The organism is Streptomyces sp. B3I8 (genome assembly GCF_030816915.1).
Lineage (GTDB): Bacteria > Actinomycetota > Actinomycetes > Streptomycetales > Streptomycetaceae > Streptomyces.
Map to the genome: position 1 here is coordinate 2,933,554 of NZ_JAUSYN010000002.1, position 19,496 is coordinate 2,953,049.

The following is a 19,496-nucleotide window of genomic DNA, read 5'->3' on the forward strand; positions in this document are numbered from 1 at the left end:
GCGAGGCCCCCTCGCGGATCGAGGAATCCAAGGCCGTACGCGTACGTTGCACCCACTGTCACAGGTGAACTGTCACGGGTGAGAGGGGAGCGTGGGCGTGGACGGCGTGCGGGGCACGGTGGGTGCGGGGTTCGAGGCGGTGAGGGACGCCTTCGCGCGGAACTTCGAGGTGCTCGGGGAACGGGGCGCCGCCGTCGCCGTGTACCGGGACGGGCGCAAGGTGGTCGACCTTTGGGCGGGCGTCCGGGACGTCGACGGGGGCGCCGGGGACGCGCCCTGGGAGCACGGCACCGCGCAGATCGTGCGGTCCGCGACGAAGGGTGTCGCCGCCGCCGTCCTGCTGATGCTGGCCGAGCGCGGCGAGCTGGACCTGGACGCGCCGGTCGGTCACTACTGGCCGGAGTTCAAGGCGCGCGGCAAGGAGCAGGCGCTGGTCCGGCACGTGCTCGCGCACCGCGTCGGCGTCCCGGTGCTCGACCGGCCCCTCACCCCCGCCGAGGCGCTGGACCCCGGCCTGGCCGCGGCGGCGGTCGCGGCGCAGACCCCCGCCTGGGAGCCGGGCACCGACCACGGCTACCACGCGCAGACCTACAGCTGGCTCACCGGCGAACTGGTGCGACGGGTCACGGGCGGGCGTCTCCTCGGCGAGTGGCTGGCGGCCGAGGTCGCCGCCCCGCTGGGGCTCGACCTGTGGGTCGGGCTCCCGGCCGCGGAAGCCGGTCGCGTCGGCCGCGTGGGGCCGCTCCCAAAGGTGGCACCGACCGGTTCCGGTGCCACGCCGCGCCTGCGGCCCAGGCGCGCGGTGACCGAGGCGTACGCGGACCCGGAGTCGCTGACCCGGCGTGCGTTCGGCGCGATCACGCCGATGCCCGACGAGAACGACCCGGCGTACCGCGCGGCCGTCCTGCCCGCCTCCAACGGCATCGCCACCGCCCCGTCGCTGGCCCGCTTCTACGCGGCGCTCATCGGCGAGGTCGACGGCGTACGGCTGTGGCGGCCAGAGACCATGGAGCTCGCTCGCGCCGAGGCGTCCGCCGGGCCGGACCGCACCCTTGTCGTGGGCACCCGCTTCGGCCTGGGCTACATGCTCCACGGCCCCGCGTCCCCGCTGCTGTCCCCGGCCTCCTTCGGCCATCCCGGCCGCGGCGGCGCCCTCGCCTTCGCCGACCCCGAGTCGGGCCTGGCCTTCGCCTACGTGACGAACGGCTTCCGTGGATCCGTCACAGCGGACCCACGCGCGCAGGCCCTGATACGAGCGGTGCGGGCGAGCGCCCTTTGAGGGGCGCGGGGAACGGCGCGACCAGCCACGAAGCACCCGCACCCCGGAACGCACCCAGGCGGTCCGAGGGGCGCGGCCCCTTGGAGGGGCCGACGGGGGAGAGCCCCCCCCCGTTACACGGCGATCGGCCTCGACGTGCGGCCCGCCGCGTCGTCGATCTCCCCGTGCGCCTTCGTCAGCATCCGCATCGCCAGTTCGTTCAGCGCCCGCGCGCCCGCGATCTCCTCGCCCACCCGCGGCTGATTGCCGTCGGACCGGTGCCGGTGCGCGTACCCGTTGGCCCGTACCTCGCTGCCGTCCGGCAGCCGCACCAGGGCGATCGCCCGCGTACGGTGCTCGTCCTCCTCGAACTCCAGCTCCACGTGCCAGCCCACGACGGTGTGCGTCATGACGGCCACCTCCCAGTGCCGTGCCGATCCTCAGTGCCGTGCCGCTCCTTCCAGGGTGCTCCGCGCCCCGGGCGGCCGCACCTCCTACGCCTTAGCCGCCCCCACGCGCGGGTCGAAGCCGAACGGGAGTTCCAGCCGGTGGGCCTTCATCAGCGCCTCGTCGCCGAGGAGTTCGCCGGTGCTGCCGTCCGCCGCGATGACCCCGTCGCTCAGGATGAGCGCGCGCGGACACAGCTCCAGCGCGTACGGCAGGTCGTGCGTGACCATGAGCACGGTGACGTCCAGCGACCGCAGGATGTCGGCGAGTTCGCGCCGCGAGGCCGGGTCGAGGTTGGAGGAGGGCTCGTCCAGGACGAGGATCTCCGGCTCCATCGCCAGCACGGTCGCCACCGCCACCCGCCGGCGCTGCCCGAAGGAGAGGTGGTGCGGGGGCCGGTCCTTGAACTCCGCCATGCCGACGAGCCCGAGCGCGCGGTCGACCCGTTCCTCCAGCTCGGCGCCCTTGACCCCGGCGGCGGCCGGGCCGAAGGCGACGTCCTCGCGGACCGTCGGCATGAAGAGCTGGTCGTCGGGGTCCTGGAAGACGATGCCGACCTGCCGCCGGATCTCGGCCATGTGCCGCTTGCCGACGGGCATCCCGGCGACGGTCACCGTCCCGGTGCCCCCGCCGAGGATGCCGTTGAGGTGGAGGACGAGCGTGGTCTTGCCGGCGCCGTTCGGCCCGAGCAGCGCGACCCGTTCGCCGCGCTCGACGCGGAAGTCGACGCCGAAGAGCGCCTGGTGTCCGTCGGGGTAGGCGAACGCGAGCCCGGAGACCTCCAGGGAGGCCGGGGCCGGGGAGGCGGAAGTATCTGTCACAGGAGCCATCCCAGCAGACACACCCCGAGTGCGGCCACGGGGAGGGCGAGTGCGTAGGACCACTGCGTTCGGGACGCGGTCACCTCGTCGATCACCGGCATCGACCCGGCGTACCCCCGGCTGACCATCGCCAGGTGCACGCGCTCGCCGCGTTCGTAGGAGCGGATGAACAGCGCCCCGGCGGACTTGGCGAGCACCCCCCAGTGCCGTACGCCGCGCGCCTCGAAGCCGCGGGACTCGCGGGCGATGCGCATGCGGCGCATCTCGTCGGTGATGACATCGCCGTAGCGGATCATGAACGAGGCGATCTGCACGAGCAGCGGCGGCAGTCTGAGCCGTTGCAGCCCGAGGAGGAGTTCGCGCAGTTCGGTGGTGGAGGCGAGCAGGACGGAGGCGGCGACGCCGAGGGTGCCCTTGGCCAGCACGTTCCAGGCGCCCCACAGTCCGTTGACGCTGAGCGAGAGCCCGAGGACGTCGACCCGCTCGCCCTCCGCGACGAACGGCATCAGCACGGCGAAGGCGACGAACGGCACCTCGATCAGCAGCCGCCCCAGCAGGAACCCGGCGGGCACGCGGGCCGCGTACGCGACGCATCCGAGCAGGGCGGCGTAGAGCGCGAACGCCCACATCGCCTCGCGCGGCGTCGAGACGACGACGACCACGAAGGCGAAGGCGGCGGCGAGTTTGGTGTGCGGCGGCAGGGCGTGCACGGGCGAGTGCCCGTGCCGGTAGAGCCGGTGCGCGTGGCCGGCGCCCATGTCAGACGCCCTCGGAGGCGGGGGCCGGGGTGTCCGGCGAGGCCGGGGAGGTGTCGTCGGTGCGGCGCCTGCGGACGGCCCAGAAGACGCCGGTGCCCGCGACGATCGTGACGCCGACGCCGATCACCCCGGCGAGGCCGCCGGAGAGGCGGGCGTCGGTGACGTCCCTGACGCCGTAGTCGGCGAGCGGGGAGTCGGCGGAGGCGTGCTGCTTCTCCTTGGCGTCGATGCCCTTGTCGTGGGCGACCTTCTCCAGGCCGTCGGGGCTGGCCGAGGCGTAGAAGCTGACGAACCCGGCGAGCACGAGGGAGGCGACCAGCCCGGTGGCCCACACCGTGCGGCGGGAGACACCACCGGTGCGGGCGGCGGCGGGAACGGGGGCCGCGTCGCCGGGGGCGTCGACGAGTTCGCCGCCCACCCGCAGCTTGAGCCGCTGCCGCAGCCCGCGTGCCCCGTACACGAGGTCGGGCCGTACGGCGATGACGGCGCCGACGGTGAGGGCGGTGATCACCGCCTCGCCGATGCCGATGAGCACATGGACGCCGATCATGGCGGTGGCGACCTTGCCGAGCGACACGTCCGTGGTGCCGCCGATCGCGTAGATCAGCGTGAAGACGCAGGCGGCGGCCGGTACGGACAGCACCGCGGCGACGAACGACGCGACGGTGACCGAGCGCCGGGTGCGCGGCAGCACCTTCACCAGGCCGCGGAAGACGGCGTAGGCGACGACGGTGGTGGTGATGGCCATGTCGCTGATGTTGACGCCGAGGGCGGTCAGGCCGCCGTCGGCGAACAGGATGCCCTGCATCAGCAGGACGACGGACACGCACAGCACCCCGGTGTACGGCCCGACGAGGATCGCGGCGAGCGCGCCTCCGAGCAGATGGCCGCTGGTGCCGGCGGCGACGGGGAAGTTCAGCATCTGTACGGCGAAGATGAAGGCGGCCACGAGCCCGGCGAGCGGCGCGGTGCGCTCGTCCAGCTCACGCCGGGCGCCGCGCAGGCTGACTGCGACGGCGCCGGCGGCTATGACCCCGGCGGCGGCGGAGGTGGGGGCGTTGATGAATCCGTCAGGCACATGCACCGTCCGATGATAGATGCTTGTTGCGAACCTTTTGCAAGAGCGCGTCCGCTGCCATTGGACGGCCACCACGCGGCCTTTCCCCGGCCGTCCCCCGGCCGGGGCGCGGCCGTTCCCCGGCCGTCCCCCGGCCACGGCACCGCCCACCGCCCCCGCCGCCAGGCCGCCGTTCCGGCCGCCGTTCCGCGGTCATCACGCGGAGCGACCGCTCCGCCCGGTCTCCGGCAATGCCCCGAACCCCGTCCGGAGCAGGTCAAACCCCACTCCTCCACACTGTGAGACTCCCCACGAACACGAAGAGTCGCCTCCCGACGCCGGGCCGGGCTCGCTCAACCGTGCGACAGTGGAGAGCGAGGTAGCGGATTCACAGCCTCTGCTTGAATCACGCAGGGTGAGGAGTCGTCCGATGTCCGTAGTCGAACAGTACGCACGCGCTCACGTCGTCACGGATGCCCCGGACGCCCAGGACACCGTCCCCGTCGTGCTGCGCTACGACCCCGAGGCCGATCCGCGTCAGGTCCGCCTCGGCCTCCCGGGCCCGCACGAGTGGACCTTCTCCCGGGAGCTGCTGGAACGCGGTCTGCGCACCCCGGCCGCCACGGCCGACGTCAGCATCTGGCCCTGCGGGCGGGTGCAGGCGGTCATGGAACTGCACACCGCGCAGGGCGTCTCGGTGATCCAGCTGGAGGCCAAGACCCTCAGCCGCTTCCTGCGCCGCACGTATGTGGCGACGGCGGCGCCGGTGGCGGGCTGACGGTTCCGGGAGACAGCGAAGTTCCCGGACCGCGGACAGCGGGATTCCGGGAGACGAAGCGGGAGGGTGCCCCCCACGGCCGTGGGGGGCACCCTCCCGCTTTCAGTGACCGGGCGTCAGACGCCGACCAGTTCCCTGCGCCCGTCCGGATCGGCGTCCGGGGCATCCGAAGCGGCGTCCGTCGCGCGCAGGCCCTCGCCCTCGACATCGACGTTGGGCAGGGCGCGGTCCAGCCACTGCGGGACCCACCATGCCTTGTCGCCGAGCAGGGCGAGCACCGCCGGGACCAGGGTCATGCGGACCACGAACGCGTCGAACGCGACGGCGATCGCCAGCCCGAAGCCGATCATCTTGACCATCGACTCACCGGCGCCGATGAAGCCGGAGAAGACCGCGATCATGATGACCGCCGCGGCCGAGACCACCCGGGCGCCGTACTTGAACCCGGTGACCACCGCCTGGCCGGGGCTCTCGCCGTGGACGTACGCCTCGCGCATCCGGGTCACCAGGAAGACCTCGTAGTCCATCGCCAGGCCGAAGACGACACCCACCATGAAGATCGGCATCATCGACATGATCGGGCCGGTCTGCTCGACCCCGATGAGACCGGCCAGCCAGCCCCACTGGAAGACCGCGACCACCGCGCCGAGCGCGGCGAGCACCGAGAGCAGGAAGCCGAGCGCCGCCTTCAGCGGGACGAGGACCGAGCGGAACACCGCGATCAGCAGCAGGAACGCGAGGCCGACGACCAGCGCGAGGTAGGGCACCAGGGCATCGTTGAGCTTCTGCGAGAAGTCGACGTTCATCGCGGTGGTGCCGGTGACCAGGACGTCGGCGTCGGTGGACGACTTCACCGGGCCGTCGCCCGCGCGGATGGTGTGGACCAGGTCCTCGGTCCGGACGGAGGACGGCTTGGAGTCGGGGATCACCGTGATCGTCGCGGTGTCGCCGGCCTTGTTGAAGGCCGCCGGGGTCACCGAGACCACGTCGTCCAGCTTCTTGATGCCCTCGGCCACGTCCGTCGCCGCCGCCTTCGGGTCCTTGCTCGACTTCCCGTCGACGACGATCATCAGCGGGCCGTTGAAGCCGGGGCCGAAGCCCTCGGAGAGCAGGTCGTAGGCGCGGCGCTGGGTGGTGGAGGTGGGCTGCGAGCCGTCGTCGGGCAGGCCGAGCTCCAGCGAGGCGACCGGGGCGGCGACGGCACCGAGGCCGAGCACTCCGACGATCAGCACCGCCACCGGGCGGCGCAGCACGAAGCGGGCCCAGCGGGTGCCCATGTTCGGCTTCGGCTCACCGGACGCGTCGGTCTTCTTCGGCCGCCGGCCGCCGAGGAAGCGGGCCTTCTCACCGGCCGGCTTGATCCGCCGGCCCGCGTAGCCGAGCATCGCCGGGATCATGGTGAGCGCGATGAGGACGGCGACGGCGACCGTGCCGGCCGCGGCGACGCCCATCTTGGTCAGCATCGGCACCTGGACGACGGCGAGTCCGGCCAGCGCGATGACGACGGTCAGTCCGGCGAAGACCACCGCGGAGCCCGCGGTGCCGGTCGCCCGGCCCGCCGCCTCCTCGCGGCTGCGGCCCTCGGCCAGCTCGGACCGGTAGCGGGAGACGATGAACAGCGCGTAGTCGATGCCGACGGCGAGGCCGAGCATCGCGGCCAGGGTGGAGGTGGTGGTGCCCAGGTCCAGCGCGCTCGCCAGGGCGGTGATGGTGCCGACCCCGATGCCGACGCCGACGATCGCGGTGAGCAGCGGCAGTCCGGCCGCGAGCAGCGAGCCGAAGGTGAGGACGAGGACCACCGCGGCGATCACGATACCGATGGCCTCCGTGGCGCCGCCCGCGGGCTCGGCGGCGAGCGCGTCACCGCCGACGTCGACGGTCAGCCCGGCGTCCCGCGCGTCCTGCGCGGCCTTCTCCAGGCCGTCCTTGGAGGCGTCGGTCAGCTCACCGGGGCCGGCCTTGTACGACACCGAGCTGTAGGCGATGGCGCCGTTCTTGCTGAACGTCTTGGTGACGTAGGGGTCGGAGACGGCGGCGACCTCGGAGCCGTCGGCGAGGGCGTCGACGGTCTTGTGCACCGCCGCCTTCGCGTCGGCGTCCGTGATCTTCTCGCCGGCGGGGGCCTTGAAGACGACGCGGGCGGTCGCCCCGTCGGCGCTGGTGCCGGGGAAGCGCTGCTCCAGCAGGTCGAAGGCCTTCTGCGCCTCCGTGCCAGGTATGGAGAAGGAACTGTCGCCGGCCGTGGGCGCGGTCGCGGCGCCGACCCCGGCGAGGGTGAGCAGCGCCACCCAGATCAGGGCGACGAAGTGCCGTCGCCGGAAGGCGAGTCGGCCCAGTCGGTACAGGAATGTGGCCACGAAGACGTACTCCGGTCAGGTCGTGAGGGTGCTGGCAGGGTGATCGGTCCGGCGACCGGTGCTGGGGAGCACCGGGGCAGGGCCGACCGGCCCGACGACGAGAGCGGTCGTGCGTCAGGAACAGGTGATGGGGAGGGGTGTGGGGAGGGGGGTGAGCGGGGTGGGGCGGGCGGCGCGGGTCAGACTGTCAGGGCCGGCAGGACGACCGCGTCGATGTACGAGCGGAGGAACTCCTGCGTCGGTGGCAGGTCCTCGATCAGCGCCCGGGTGAAGAAGGCGCCGAGCATCATGTGGACCATGTACGGCAGCGCCGGGTTGTCCGGGCGGACCTCGCCGCGGTCGATCGCGCGGTCCAGGATCCGCCGGAACCCGGCGAGTTCCGGTTCGACGACGACCTCACGCAGCGCGTGGTGCAGGTCCGGGTTGGTGTGCACGGCCATGGCGACGCCGCGCATCAGCGCGTTGTTCCGCTCCATGGTGCAGTCGTCCTCGCGTACGACGAGGGCGTGCAGGTCCCCGCGGAGCGAACCGGTGTCGTTGTCGGCGGTGCCGCCGGGCTTGCTGTGCCGCAGCGCCTTGGCGACGAGCTGGGCCTTGCCGCCCCACTGGCGGTAGAGGGTGGCCTTGCTGGAGTGGGTGCGGGTGGCGACGGCGTCCATGGTGAGGGCGTCGTAGCCGACCTCACGGAGGAGGTCGAGGACGGCGGTGTAGAGCTCGGCCTCGCGGGCGGGGGTGATGCGGCTGCGGCGCGACGTCGTAGCGGCCTCGGTCATGTCATCGACTGTACCGTGACAGCCAGCGAAACGAAACCGTTTCGTACGTGGGTTGGGTCACGTGGGTGGGTGCGTGGGTGGGTGCGTGGGTGGGTGCGTTCCCTGGGTTTCCTCACCGAGTTGCCCGGGCCGGAGGTCGGGCCAACCATGGAGACGATGAGGCACACGACGCCGGCCGCGACCGCTCGCGGCTACCTCCGGTTCCCGCACCTCCACGGCGGCCTCCTCTGCTTCGTCGCGGAGGACGACCTCTGGCTCGCCCCGCTCGACGGCTCCGCCCACCCCCGCCGCCTCACCGTCGACCGCACCAGGACCGGCCACCCCCGCTTCTCCCCCGACGGCCGGCACATCGCGTACACCACCTGGCACAGCCTCGACCCCGAGATCCACCTCGTCCCGGTCACCGGCGGCCCCGCCCGGCGGCTCACCTACTGGGGCAGCGCCGACACCCGGGTGCGCGGCTGGACTCCCCCCGACACCGACGGCCACAGCGCCGTCCTCGCCGTCACCTCCCACGGCGAGCCCTTCTCGCACCTCACCTGGGCCTACAAGGTCGCCGGCGACGGCAGTCCCGGCCGCAAGCTCCCATGGGGCCCCGTCACCGACATCCAGGTCGCCGACCTCGACGGTGAGCGCCGCACCCTCCTGCTCACCGGCACCCCGCCGCACGAACCCGCCTCCTGGAAGCGCTACCGGGGCGGCGCCACCGGCAGGCTCTGGCTGCACGGCCGACGCCTCCTCGCCGACCTCGACGGCCACCTCGACACCCCGATGTTCGTCGGCGGCCGCATCGCCTTCCTCTCCGACCACGAGGGCGTCGGCAACCTCTACTCCTGCGCCCACGACGGCTCCGACCTGCGCCGGCACACCGACCACGACGAGTTCTACGCCCGCCACGCGGCCGGCGACGGCGGCCGGATCGTGTACCAGTGCGCGGGCGAGCTGTGGCTCGTCGACGACCTGTCCCCCGGCGCCGCACCCCGCCGGCTCGACGTCCACCTGTGCGGGCCGCGGGCCGGCCGCCGTACGTACCAGGTCCCCGCCGCCCGGCACGTGGACGGCGTCTGCGTGGACGAGACCGGCCGGGCGAGCGCGGTCGTCGTACGCGGGAGCCTGCACTGGCTCACCCACCGCGACGGCCCCGCCCGCACCCTCACCGACACCCCGGGCGTACGGGTCCGGCTGCCGGAGATGCTCGGCGCCGGCGGCCAGGTCGCGTACGTCACCGACGCCGAGGGCGAGGACGCCGTCGAGATCGCCCACCTGCCGCGCGCGAGCGGCGCCCGCGCCCCGCGCCGGCTCGCCGCCGGACAGCTGGGGCGGGTGCTGGAGATGGTCGCCGACCCGGCCGGCGAACGCCTCGCCCTCGCCTCCCACGACGGCCGACTGCTCCTCGTCCGGGTCGGGGACACGGACACGGAGACGGAGACGGAGGAACCTCGGGAGCAGGAACAGGAACAGGAGCCGGGCCCGTCCGCCGACTGCGAGGTCACCGAGCTGATCCGGTCCGACAACGGGCCCGTGCGCGACCTCGCCTTCTCCCCGGACGGGGCCTGGCTGACCTGGTCCCATCCCGGCATCGGCCGCTCCCTGCGGCAGATCCGCATGGCCCGCATCGCCGGGCCCGAGCCCGCAGCCGGGCCGGTCGTCGACGTCACCGACGGACGGTTCGAGGACGAGAACCCCGTCTTCACCCGCGACGGCCGCTACCTCGCCTTCCTCTCCTGGCGCGGCTTCGACCCCGTCTACGACGTGCACACCGGCGACCTGTCCTTCCCGCTCGGCTGCCGCCCCTACCTCGTCACCCTCTCCTCGGCCACCCCCTCCCCCTTCGCCCTCGACCCGGAGGGCCGCCCGGCCGCCGGGGGCCTGGACCGCGCCGAGACCGAGGACGGGGCCGGGGACGGCACGGTCACCGTCGAGGTGGAGGGCCTGGCCAGCCGCGTGACGCCGTTCCCGGTCACCGCGTCCAAGTACTCGGCGCTGCACCCCGTCGCCGGCGGCGGGCTGATCTGGCTGCGCTGGCCGATCTCCGGCGCGCTCGGCGAGACCTTCGCCAACCCCGACGACCTCTCCGGCCGGCCCACCCTCGAACACTTCGACGTCGGCCGGGCGAAGAAGTCCGAACTCGTGGGCGACCTCGACCGGTTCGCGGTGAGCGGCGACGGCACCCGGCTGGTCGTCATGGACGAGGGCGACCTGCGCGCGGTGCCCGCCACCGAGGCCGGCGACGGCGACAGCACCGTCTGGATCGACCTGCGGCGCATCCTGCACCAGGTGGACCCGGCGGCGGAGTGGCGGCAGTCCTTCGACGAGGCGGGCCGGATCATCCGCGCCCACTTCTGGGACCCCGGTATGTGCGGGATCGACTGGGACGCGATCCTCGACCAGTACCGGCCGCTGGTCGAACGCGTCGCCTCCCCCGACGAGTTCGCCGACCTGCTGCGCGAGGTCCTCGGCGAACTCGGCACCTCGCACGCGTACGTCACCGCCGCCCGCCGCGACGAGGGCCCGGCGCACTACCAGCGCCCGCAGGGGCTGCTCGGCGCGGACCTGGTGTGCCGGGACGGGCACTGGGTGGTCCGGCGCATCCTGCCCGGCGACTCCTCCGACTCCCGCGCCCGCTCCCCGCTGGCCGGCACCGGCATCCGCGAGGGCGCGGTCCTCACCCACGTCGACGGCCGCCCGGTCGACCCGCTGACCGGCCCGTACCCGCTGCTGGCCGGCGCGGGCGGCACGACGGTGGAACTCACCTTCGCCCCCGCCGTGAACACCGGCACCGGCACCGCCGCCCGCCGGGTCGCCGTCGTCCCGCTCGTCGACGACCGGCCGCTGCGCTACCAGCACTGGGTGGCCAAGCGTCGCGAGGTCGTGCGCGAGCTGAGCGGCGGCAGGTGCGGCTACCTCCACATCCCCGACATGGGCGGCTCCGGCTGGGCCCAGTTCAACCGAGATCTGCGCGGGGAGGTGGCGCGCCCCGCGCTCATCGTCGACGTACGCGGTAACGCGGGCGGACACATCAGCGAGCTGGTGGTCGAGAAGCTGACCCGCCGCATCCTGGGCTGGGACGTCACCCGCGACGCCCAGCCGGTCTCGTACGCCTCCGACGCCCCGCGCGGCCCGGTCGTCGCCCTCGCCGACGAGGCCACCGCGTCCGACGGCGACATGATCACGGCGGCGTTCAGACTGCTGGGTCTGGGACCGGTGGTGGGGCAGCGGACCTGGGGCGGTGTGGTCGGCATGACGGGCCGGCACCGCCTGGGCGACGGCACGGTGATCACGGTGCCGATGAACGCGGCGTGGTTCGCCGCGTACGGGTGGTCGGTCGAGAACCGGGGCGTGGAGCCGGACCTGGAGGCCCTGCGCACACCACTGGACTGGGCGGAGGGCCGCCACGCCCAGCTCGACGACGCGGTCACCCTGGCACTCGACCTCCTCGCCGACCACCCCCCGTCCACCCCACCCCCGCACACCGACATCCCCACCCGCACCCGCCCCGACCTCCCGCCGCGCGCACGAGACTGAGCGCCCGAGGAGCGCGCCCTGTCGGGGGCGCGGGGAACTGCGCGACCGACCACGACGCACCCGCGCCTCTCCACACCCCGTACACCCCGCCCCCGAGCCTCCGGGGTCCGAGGGGCGGAGGGCCTTGGCAGGAATGGGAACGGGTGAGGGCGGCGGGGCGGCGGGGCGGCGGGGCGGCGGGGCGGCGGGGGCGGCGGGGCGGCGGGGCGGCGGGGCGGCGGGGCGGCGGGGCGGCGGGGCGGCGGGGCGGCGGGGCGGCAAACGAAAAGGTGGGGTACCCGGCAACCGCGAGGCCACCGAACACCCCACCCCTCGTGGGTGAAGCCGGGTGAAACAGGGTGAAGCCGGGTGAAGCCCTGGTGGGACCAGGTGACGGAACTACACGTCAGCTACACGTCGTAGTCCGCGTCGAACCGGTCCCGCCCCTCCTGCTCCATCTCGTCCATCTCCCGACGCCCTCGCTCCTGCGGAGACCCGCCGGCCCGCTGCCGCTCCTGCGCCCGCTGACCGGCCTGACCGGCCTGACCGGCACGCTCGCCGGGCCGGCCCTCACGCTCGGGCCGGCCCTGGCCGCTCCGGCCGGCCTGACCGGACCGGCCGCTCTGGCCGCTCTGGCTCATACGCTCCTGCGCACGCTCACGAAGCTGCTCGGACTTCTCCTGGAACTGGTCCTTCATGCCCATGTGTGTTCACTCCCAAGGGGGGTTGAGGGGATCGGGCCCGATCAGCGTGACACGCCCGGTCACGCACCGCTCGTCGATCACTCACCCTCCGTGACGAACACGCAAAGCCGCAGGTCAGCCTGGCACGACCGGCTTCCGAGACGCCTCGTCGGCCGCCCCGCCCGCCCCCACCAGCCCGGTCCGCACCCGCTCGAGCCGGGGCGCGAACCGCCGCATCTCCCGCTGCCCCACGACCGCGATGAGCGAGGGCAGATACCCCCGCACGCCCTGCATCCCGCGCAGCCACCACTGCCCGTACACGTGCGGCGCCCGCCGCTCGATCCCGGCAACGATCCGGTCCACCGCCGGCCCGAGCGGATACGTCTTGTTGGACGGCCACGGCAGCCGCTGCCGCAGCTCCCGCATCACGTCGTCCTGATCGGCCCCGCGCACCATGTCCGTGTCGGTCCAGGACAGGTACGCGACCCCGACCCCCACGCCCTCGTGCGCGACCTCGGCGCGCAGGGCGTGCGCGTACGCCTCCACGCCAGACTTGGACGCGCAGTACGCGGACATCATCGGAGCGGGGGTGAGCGCGGCGAGCGAGGCGACCTGGAGCAGATAGCCGCGCCGTTCCCGCAGCGCGGGCAGGAACGCCCGTGCCGTGACGGCGGAGCCGACGAGGTTGACCTCTATGACGCGCCGCCAGGCGTCCGGGTCGGAGGCGGCGAACGGACCGCCCGTCGCGACACCGGCGTTGGCGACGACGACGTCCACCCGCCCGAACCGCTCCCGCACCTCGGCGGCGACCCGGGTCATCGCCTCGTGGTCGGTGACGTCGGCGTGCCAGTACGCGCCCTCGGTGTGCAGCCGCGCGCAGGCCTCCTTCAGCTCCTCGGGCTCCAGTCCGACCAGCGCCACCTTCATGCCGCGCGCGGACAGCTTGCGGGCGAGCAGCTCGCCCACGCCCCGAGCCGCCCCGGTGACCACCGCGACGCGCCCCTCCAGCTTCGACCCGCTCATGCGCCCTCCTTCAACTCGGCGTATTCGACGACCAGTTCCCGGATCCTGCGAGTGACAAGGTCCGGTGCCTCCACCGGTGTCATGTGCCCGATGCCGGGCAGCACGGTCAGCGAGACGCAGTGCGGCAGCGCGTCGGCCAGCGCCCGGGCGTGCACGGGCGGGGTCAGCCGGTCCGCCGTCCCGGCCACCACCGCCGTCGGCACCCGCAGCTCGCGCACCCCGTGGTCGAGGTCGAGCGCGTCCAGGACGCGCGACCACGCGTACCGGGCCCGGCGCGGGCAGGCGTGCACGATCCGCGCGCACGCCCTGACCATCACCGGCGACGAACCCGGGCCCATGGTGGCGTACTTGAGGATGCGCAGGGCGAGCGGTGTGACCGGGCCGAGCGGGGCGCGGGAGCCGAGGACGCGTCCGGTGAGCCAGGTGCGCAGCCGTCCCGGGCGCAGCAGCGGCACCACCAGCGACTCGGCGACCAGCCGCGAACTGCCCGTGCTGCAGAGCAGGACGGCCACCGCGTGGTCGCGGAAGCCGGGCCGGGAGGCGGCGGCCATGACCGTCATGCCGCCCATCGAGTGCCCGGCGATCACGGCCGGTTCGCCGGGCGCGAGGGTGGCGGCGAGCACGGCCTCGAGGTCGTCGGCCAGCGCCTCGGTGCCGCACGCCTCGCTCGCCGGGGAGCGTCCGTGGCCGCGCTGATCGTAGGCGATCACGCGGTGGTCGGCGCTCAGGTCGCGGATCTGCGCGGCCCAGAAGGCGGTCGAGCAGGTCCAGCCGTGCGCGAGGACGACGGCGGGCGCCGCCGGGTCGTCCGCGGGTCCGTGCACCTCGACGTGGAGCACGGCCCCGTCGGCGGAGGTCACGGTGAGGACGCGGGCGGGCTCGGCGGGGGCGTACGGGTCGGCGACGGCCACGGCCGGTGTCGTACGGCTCATGCGCCCGCCTCCACCGTGCGCCGCGTGCCGCCGTGTCCCCGTTCCGGGGCGGGGGCGCGCAGGACGTCGTACTCGGCGAGGTCCACGTGCCGGGTGGCGCGGCGGAACTCGGTCGTCGTGCCGGGCCAGACGGTGGTGTTGCGGCCGTTCGCGTCCAGGTACCAGCTCGTGCAGCCGCCGGTGTTCCACACCGTGCGCTTCATACGTTCCTGTACGCGGTGGTTCCAGGCGTCGACGGCGGCGGGGCGGGCGTCGAGCGCGGCCCGGCCGGAACCGCCGAGCAGGTCGAGCCGGCGTACGTAGTCGGCGAGGTAGTTGAGCTGGGACTCGATCATCAGGATCATCGAGGTGTTGGCGAGGCCGGTGTTGGGGCCGATGATCGACAGCCAGTTGGGGAACCCGGCCGCGGCGGTGCCGCGCAGCGCCGCCATGCCGCCCTTCCAGGACTCCGCGAGGGTGCGGCCGTCGGTGCCGACGACCCGTTCGGCGATCGGCATGTCGGTGACGTGGAAGCCGGTGCCGAGGACGATCGCGTCGGCCTCGGCCTCGCTGCCGTCCGCCGAGACGAGGGTGGAGCCGCGCACCTCGGCGAGGGCTCCGACGACGTCCGTGGTGGGCCGCGCGAGGGCCGGATAGTAGGTGTTGGACAGCAGGATGCGCTTGCAGCCGATGCGGTAGTCCGGGGTCAGACGGGCGCGCAGCGCCGGGTCCTTGATCACGCGGGCCATGTTCCGCCGGGCCAGCCGCTCCACCACGTCCAGCTCGCCCGGGAACCTGGTGAACGCCTGGACCTGCAACTCCCGGATGCCCCACAGCAGTCCGCGCCGCGCCTTGGCGGTGACGGGCAGCGCCCGGTGCAGTCCGCGTTCCAGAGGGCCGATGGCCCGGTCGGCGCGCGGCATGACCCAGGGCGGGGTGCGCTGGAAGAGGGTGAGGCGGGAGACCTGAGGCTGTATCTCCGGCACGATCTGGATGGCGGAGGCACCGGTGCCGACCACCGCGACCCGCTTGCCGCGCAGGTCGTAGTCGTGGTCCCAGCGGGCGGAGTGGAAGACCTTGCCGGGGAAGTCGGCGAGTCCCGGGATGTCGGGGGTCTTCGGCTCGGAGAGCGGCCCGGTGGCACTGACGACGAGGTCGGCGGTGAGGGTGCCCCGGTTCGTCCGGATCTCCCAGCGCATTCCCTCGTCGTCCCACCGCATCAGCTCGACCTCGGTGTTCAGGCGCAGGTGCGGGCGGAGCCCGAAGAGGTCGGTGACGTGCTCCAGGTAGGCGCGGATGTGCGGCTGCCCGGAGAAGGTGCGCGGCCATTCGGGGTTGGGCGCGAAGGAGAACGAGTACAGGTGCGAGGGCACGTCGCAGGCGCACCCCGGATAGCTGTTGTCGCGCCAGGTGCCGCCCACGGAGTCGGCCCGCTCCAGGACGACGAAGTCGGTGATCCCCTCCCGGCGCAGCCGCACGGCCGCCCCGATCCCCCCGAACCCCGACCCGACCACCGCCACGCGTACGTGCTCGCGCTCGAGCTCACGCTCGCTCTCATGCTCGGCCATGCCACCGCCTCCACGCCTCGTTGCGTACTCGCTCCACCACGGTCCGTGCGACCGCGCCAGTGAACACTGGCACAGTGGGACTGTAGGGCAGCGTTCTACTGCTGGGTAGGGGTTGCGGCGAGGAAAGTTACCGCGGGTACGGCATAGGGTGCCGGAGTGACGGGCGAAGGGGAGCGGCGCGAGTACCGCATGGCGGAGCTGGCCGAGGCGGCCGGCATCACGGTGCGCACACTGCGCTTCTACCGCGAGCGCAAGCTGATCCAGGCACCGCGCCGCGAGGGCCGTATCGCCTGGTACGACGACACGCACCTGGCCCGGCTGCGCACGATCTCCGGGCTCCTGGAGCGCGGCCACACGCTCACCGGGATAGCCGAGCTGGCCGAGGCCTTCGACCACGGCCGCGACGTCGGCGACCTGCTCGGCGTCGGCGCCCCGAGCGAGGAGACCCCGGTCCGCCTCACCCCCGAGGCGCTGGCCGACGTCTTCGGCTCCGAGGCCACCGCCGAGAACCTGGCCGCCGCGCTGGAACTGGGTTACCTCGGCACGGACGGCGCCGAGATCGTCCACGTCAGCCGCCGCCTGCTGGACGTCTCGGCGGCCCTGGTCCGCGAGGGCATCCCCCTGGCCGACGTCCTGCGCGCCGCCCGCCACGTCCGCGACCACGCCGAGGCCCTGGCGGACCTCTTCACCACCCTGATCCTCACCCAGGACCGCACCGGCGCAGACCTGCAACGCCTGCGCCCCCTGGCGAAGAGCGTCGTGGAGGCAGAACTCTCCATGGCCCTGGACAGACGAACCACCCCGTAGCGGGCCGCCCCGCAGGGGCCGGCCCTGAAGGGGCTCGGGGAACCACGGCCAACCCGCACCCGCCCACGCACGCGGCCCCCCGAGCCGCCAGGCGCCCCGACGGGGGTCAAAGGGGCAGCGCCCCTTGAGGGATGCACGGGAAGGGTAGGGGCGGCGGGGGGGGCGAAATCCCCTGGAGAACTCCCGCCTCGCCCCTCACCCCTCGCCCCTCACACGTCGTAGACGACAGTGACCGGCGCGTGGTCGGACCACCGCTCCTCATGCGACGCCGCCCGCTCCACGAACCCCTTCACCGCCCGCCCCGCAAGCCCCACCGTGGCCACCGCGAGATCGATCCGCCACCCCGAGTCGTTGTCGAACGCCCGCCCCCGGTACGACCACCACGTGTACGGCCCCGCCACCCCCGGATGCAACGCCCGCACCACGTCCACATACCCCCCGTCCCCCGCGTCGAGGACCCGCCCCAGCCACGCACGCTCCTCCGGCAGGAACCCGGAGTTCTTGACGTTGGCCCGCCAGTTCTTCAGGTCGGCCTCCTGGTGGGCGATGTTCCAGTCGCCGCACACCACCACCTCGCGCCCCTCGGCCGCGGCCCGCACCCGCAACTCCTTGAGGTGGACGAGGAATTCGTCCATGAACCGGACCTTCTCGTCCTGCCGCTCGGTGCCGACCTCCCCCGAGGGCAGATACAGGCTCGCCACGGTCACCCCGGGCAGATCCGCCTCGACGTACCGCCCACTGCCGTCGAACTCGGCGGAGCCGAATCCGACGCGCACACGGTCGGGCTCGCGCCGCGTGTAGAGGGACACCCCCGCACGCCCCTTCGCGGCGGCCGGCGCGTGCGTCACGTGCCACCCCTCCGGCGCCCGCACCGCCTCGGGCAACTGCTGCGGCTCGGCCCGCACCTCCTGCAGACAGAGCACGTCCGCCGAGGTCCCGGCGAGCCACTCGACGAAGCCCTTGCGCGCGGCGGCACGCAGGCCATTGACGTTCACGGAGGTCACGGTCAGCATCCCGGCACGATACCCGGGCTCACGGACGCCGCAGCGCGGCCACCTCCCGGCCCACCGCCCGGCAGCTGTCGACGAAGTCGCGCGCGGCGCCGGCGGTGACGTCACCGGCCCCGTGCACGGCACGGTTGCGCAGCAGGCGCAGCCGGTCGTAGATGTCGAGGGCGCTCTGCGACAGCCCGGCGGCGGCGAGTCCGACGCCGACCTCGGCGGGACGCCCGGCCCCTGGCTGTACGAAGGGGAGGTCGGCGAGCACGTCCAGGCAGAGCCGGTCCAGCGCGGTCCACGCGCTGACGACGGCCCCCACGGGCGAGACCTCGATCATCGCGCGCGCCTCCCGCAGCTCCTCCTGCCAGGGCTGCCGGGGCAGCTCCGAAGGCGACGGGGCTCCGTAGGGCAGTGGTTGCCCGTACGGCTGAGGCTGCCCGTACGGCTGAGGCTGCCCGTAGGCCTGGGGCTGCCCGTACGGCTGAGGCTGCGGGTATGGCTGCGGGTACGGCTGCGGCTGCGGGTACGGCTGCGGGTAAGCGGGCGGGAGCGGCGGAGCGAGACCGAAGTCCTGGTCCTGCCACTGGTCCTGGTCCTGGTCCTCGTCCCACGCACCCGGCTGCCCCGGCTCACCCGGCCCCGCGGGCTGTGGCCTCCGCATCCCCTCGGGCGGCGTTCCGGGGCTCGCGGGTTCCTCCTCGGCGGACTCGGACGCCTCGGCAGGTTCGGCCTCCCGCACCGGCGCGTCACCCGCCGGCACCGGCACCCGCCGTTGAGGCCCGACCGGTTCGGGCGTCTGCCGCTCCGGCGCCGCCGGCTCCGGAACGGGGAACTGCGGCGGCCCGTCCCCCGGCTGCTGCGGCACCTGCCCGTACCCCGGCGTCTGTGGCAACGGAGTCCACGGCGAGGACGGTCCGGGGTATCCGAACCCGGCGGGCGGCGCCGCATCCGCCGCGCCCTGCGCCTGGTCCAGCACCTCGCGCGCCTCCGCCGCGAACTCGATCGCACCGGCCGGCGTCTCCACCCGGGTCATCCGCGTGAGCGCCGCCCGTATCTGCGCCCGCAGCCCCCACACCAGGGCCAGCGTGACCACCGGCCACACAAGTGCCTGTACGTACTTCAGAACGAGCTCCGCAACCTCCACCACCCCATGGTGCCCGCGCCACACCGCTCACGGACCGGCTACGGAAAACCCGGCGGAGAATCGTCACCCGCGACGCGTACGCTGCACAGGCACACCTGTCACCTATCGCATAGAAGTACGATATCCCGCATGTTCATACGCCCCGTCTCCTTCGACCACCCCGACGCCGTCAAGCTCAATGACGAGGTACAGGCCGAGTACGACCTGCGCTACGGCGACGGCGGCGACATGACTCCGCTGGACCCGGCGATGTTCGACCCGCCCACCGGTCTCTACCTGATCGCGTACGACGAGTTCGACCGCCCGGTCGCGACCGGTGGCTGGCGCACCCAGAACGCCGGCGACGAGGGTTACGAGGACGGGGACGCCGAGCTCAAGCGGATGTTCGTGGTGGCCGAGGCGCGCGGCCGGGGCCTGGCCCGCCGCGTCCTGTCTCGGCTCGAGGACGACGCCCGCGCGGCGGGCCGCACCCGCATGGTCCTGGAGACCGGCACCAAGCAGCCGGAGGCCATCGGCCTGTACACCTCCAGCGGCTACGCGCCCTGCGCCAAGTTCGGCTACTACCGCCACTACCCGGACAGCCGCTGTTACGCCAAGCCGCTGTAGCGG

17 protein-coding genes are annotated in these 19,496 nt (G+C 73.6%); 5 read left to right on the plus strand and 12 right to left on the minus strand.

Annotated elements, in window-relative coordinates:
• The first annotated feature begins 91 nt into the window (after positions 1-91).
• Positions 92-1,279, plus strand: a complete 1,188-nt coding sequence (locus QFZ64_RS15005; RefSeq protein ID WP_307065942.1) for a serine hydrolase domain-containing protein — start codon at positions 92-94, stop codon at positions 1,277-1,279.
• Positions 1,280-1,392: 113 nt separating this feature from the next.
• Here QFZ64_RS15005 and QFZ64_RS15010 read toward each other — a convergent pair whose 3' ends face one another.
• The 4 genes from QFZ64_RS15010 to QFZ64_RS15025 all read right to left on the minus strand — a co-directional run bounded on the left by QFZ64_RS15010 (position 1,393) and on the right by QFZ64_RS15025 (position 4,368).
• Entirely contained in the window at positions 1,393-1,668 is a 276-nt protein-coding gene (locus QFZ64_RS15010; protein WP_307065943.1) for a DUF1876 domain-containing protein, read from the minus strand.
• Between the two features lie 84 nt (positions 1,669-1,752).
• Entirely contained in the window at positions 1,753-2,535 is a 783-nt protein-coding gene (locus QFZ64_RS15015; protein ID WP_307065945.1) for an energy-coupling factor ABC transporter ATP-binding protein, read from the minus strand.
• Positions 2,523-3,284, minus strand: a complete 762-nt coding sequence (gene cbiQ, locus QFZ64_RS15020) for a cobalt ECF transporter T component CbiQ (protein ID WP_307065946.1) — start codon at positions 3,282-3,284, stop codon at positions 2,523-2,525. Before cbiQ ends, QFZ64_RS15015 begins: the two co-directional genes overlap by 13 nt.
• A gap of 1 nt (position 3,285) precedes the next feature.
• Entirely contained in the window at positions 3,286-4,368 is a 1,083-nt protein-coding gene (locus tag QFZ64_RS15025; RefSeq protein WP_307065948.1) for an energy-coupling factor ABC transporter permease, read from the minus strand.
• Between the two features lie 403 nt (positions 4,369-4,771).
• On the opposite strand from QFZ64_RS15025, the gene QFZ64_RS15030 reads away from it, so the two are divergent.
• Positions 4,772-5,119, plus strand: a complete 348-nt coding sequence (locus QFZ64_RS15030; RefSeq protein WP_307065950.1) for an SsgA family sporulation/cell division regulator — start codon at positions 4,772-4,774, stop codon at positions 5,117-5,119.
• A 116-nt stretch (positions 5,120-5,235) separates the two neighbouring features.
• Here the strand turns inward: QFZ64_RS15030 and QFZ64_RS15035 are convergent, their stop codons facing one another.
• The gene (locus tag QFZ64_RS15035) at positions 5,236-7,476 is read right to left on the minus strand and encodes an MMPL family transporter (protein ID WP_307065952.1); all 2,241 of its coding nucleotides are present in this window, start codon (positions 7,474-7,476) and stop codon (positions 5,236-5,238) included.
• 179 nt (positions 7,477-7,655) lie between these two features.
• A complete protein-coding gene (locus QFZ64_RS15040; protein ID WP_307065954.1) occupies positions 7,656-8,249 on the minus strand; it encodes a TetR/AcrR family transcriptional regulator in 594 nt (197 codons plus the stop codon).
• 147 nt (positions 8,250-8,396) lie between these two features.
• Between QFZ64_RS15040 and QFZ64_RS15045 the strand changes: the two genes are divergently transcribed.
• Positions 8,397-11,774: a S41 family peptidase gene (locus QFZ64_RS15045; RefSeq protein WP_307065956.1), complete on the plus strand. Its 3,378-nt coding sequence runs from the start codon at positions 8,397-8,399 to the stop codon at positions 11,772-11,774.
• A 389-nt stretch (positions 11,775-12,163) separates the two neighbouring features.
• On the opposite strand, the gene QFZ64_RS15050 is transcribed toward QFZ64_RS15045, so the two are convergent.
• The 4 genes from QFZ64_RS15050 to QFZ64_RS15065 all read right to left on the minus strand — a co-directional run bounded on the left by QFZ64_RS15050 (position 12,164) and on the right by QFZ64_RS15065 (position 15,938).
• Complete coding sequence (locus QFZ64_RS15050) at positions 12,164-12,451, minus strand: hypothetical protein (protein WP_307065958.1); 288 nt, start codon at positions 12,449-12,451, stop codon at positions 12,164-12,166.
• A gap of 120 nt (positions 12,452-12,571) precedes the next feature.
• Complete coding sequence (locus tag QFZ64_RS15055) at positions 12,572-13,459, minus strand: SDR family oxidoreductase (protein ID WP_307065959.1); 888 nt, start codon at positions 13,457-13,459, stop codon at positions 12,572-12,574.
• Positions 13,456-14,391, minus strand: a complete 936-nt coding sequence (locus QFZ64_RS15060) for an alpha/beta fold hydrolase (protein ID WP_307065961.1) — start codon at positions 14,389-14,391, stop codon at positions 13,456-13,458. The genes QFZ64_RS15055 and QFZ64_RS15060 overlap by 4 nt, the downstream gene beginning before the upstream one ends.
• Positions 14,388-15,938: an NAD(P)/FAD-dependent oxidoreductase gene (locus QFZ64_RS15065; protein ID WP_307065964.1), complete on the minus strand. Its 1,551-nt coding sequence runs from the start codon at positions 15,936-15,938 to the stop codon at positions 14,388-14,390. Before QFZ64_RS15065 ends, QFZ64_RS15060 begins: the two co-directional genes overlap by 4 nt.
• Before the next feature lie 189 nt (positions 15,939-16,127).
• On the opposite strand from QFZ64_RS15065, the gene QFZ64_RS15070 reads away from it, so the two are divergent.
• Positions 16,128-16,745 carry a MerR family transcriptional regulator gene (locus QFZ64_RS15070; protein ID WP_307071710.1) on the plus strand — a complete coding sequence of 206 codons (618 nt, stop codon included), beginning with the start codon at positions 16,128-16,130 and terminating at the stop codon, positions 16,743-16,745.
• 209 nt (positions 16,746-16,954) lie between these two features.
• Here the strand turns inward: QFZ64_RS15070 and QFZ64_RS15075 are convergent, their stop codons facing one another.
• A complete protein-coding gene (locus tag QFZ64_RS15075; RefSeq protein WP_307065966.1) occupies positions 16,955-17,758 on the minus strand; it encodes an exodeoxyribonuclease III in 804 nt (267 codons plus the stop codon).
• Positions 17,759-17,777: 19 nt separating this feature from the next.
• Positions 17,778-18,887, minus strand: a complete 1,110-nt coding sequence (locus tag QFZ64_RS15080; RefSeq protein WP_307065968.1) for a hypothetical protein — start codon at positions 18,885-18,887, stop codon at positions 17,778-17,780.
• Positions 18,888-19,016: 129 nt separating this feature from the next.
• Between QFZ64_RS15080 and QFZ64_RS15085 the strand changes: the two genes are divergently transcribed.
• Positions 19,017-19,493, plus strand: a complete 477-nt coding sequence (locus QFZ64_RS15085; protein ID WP_307065971.1) for a GNAT family N-acetyltransferase — start codon at positions 19,017-19,019, stop codon at positions 19,491-19,493.
• The last annotated feature ends 3 nt before the right edge of the window (positions 19,494-19,496 follow it).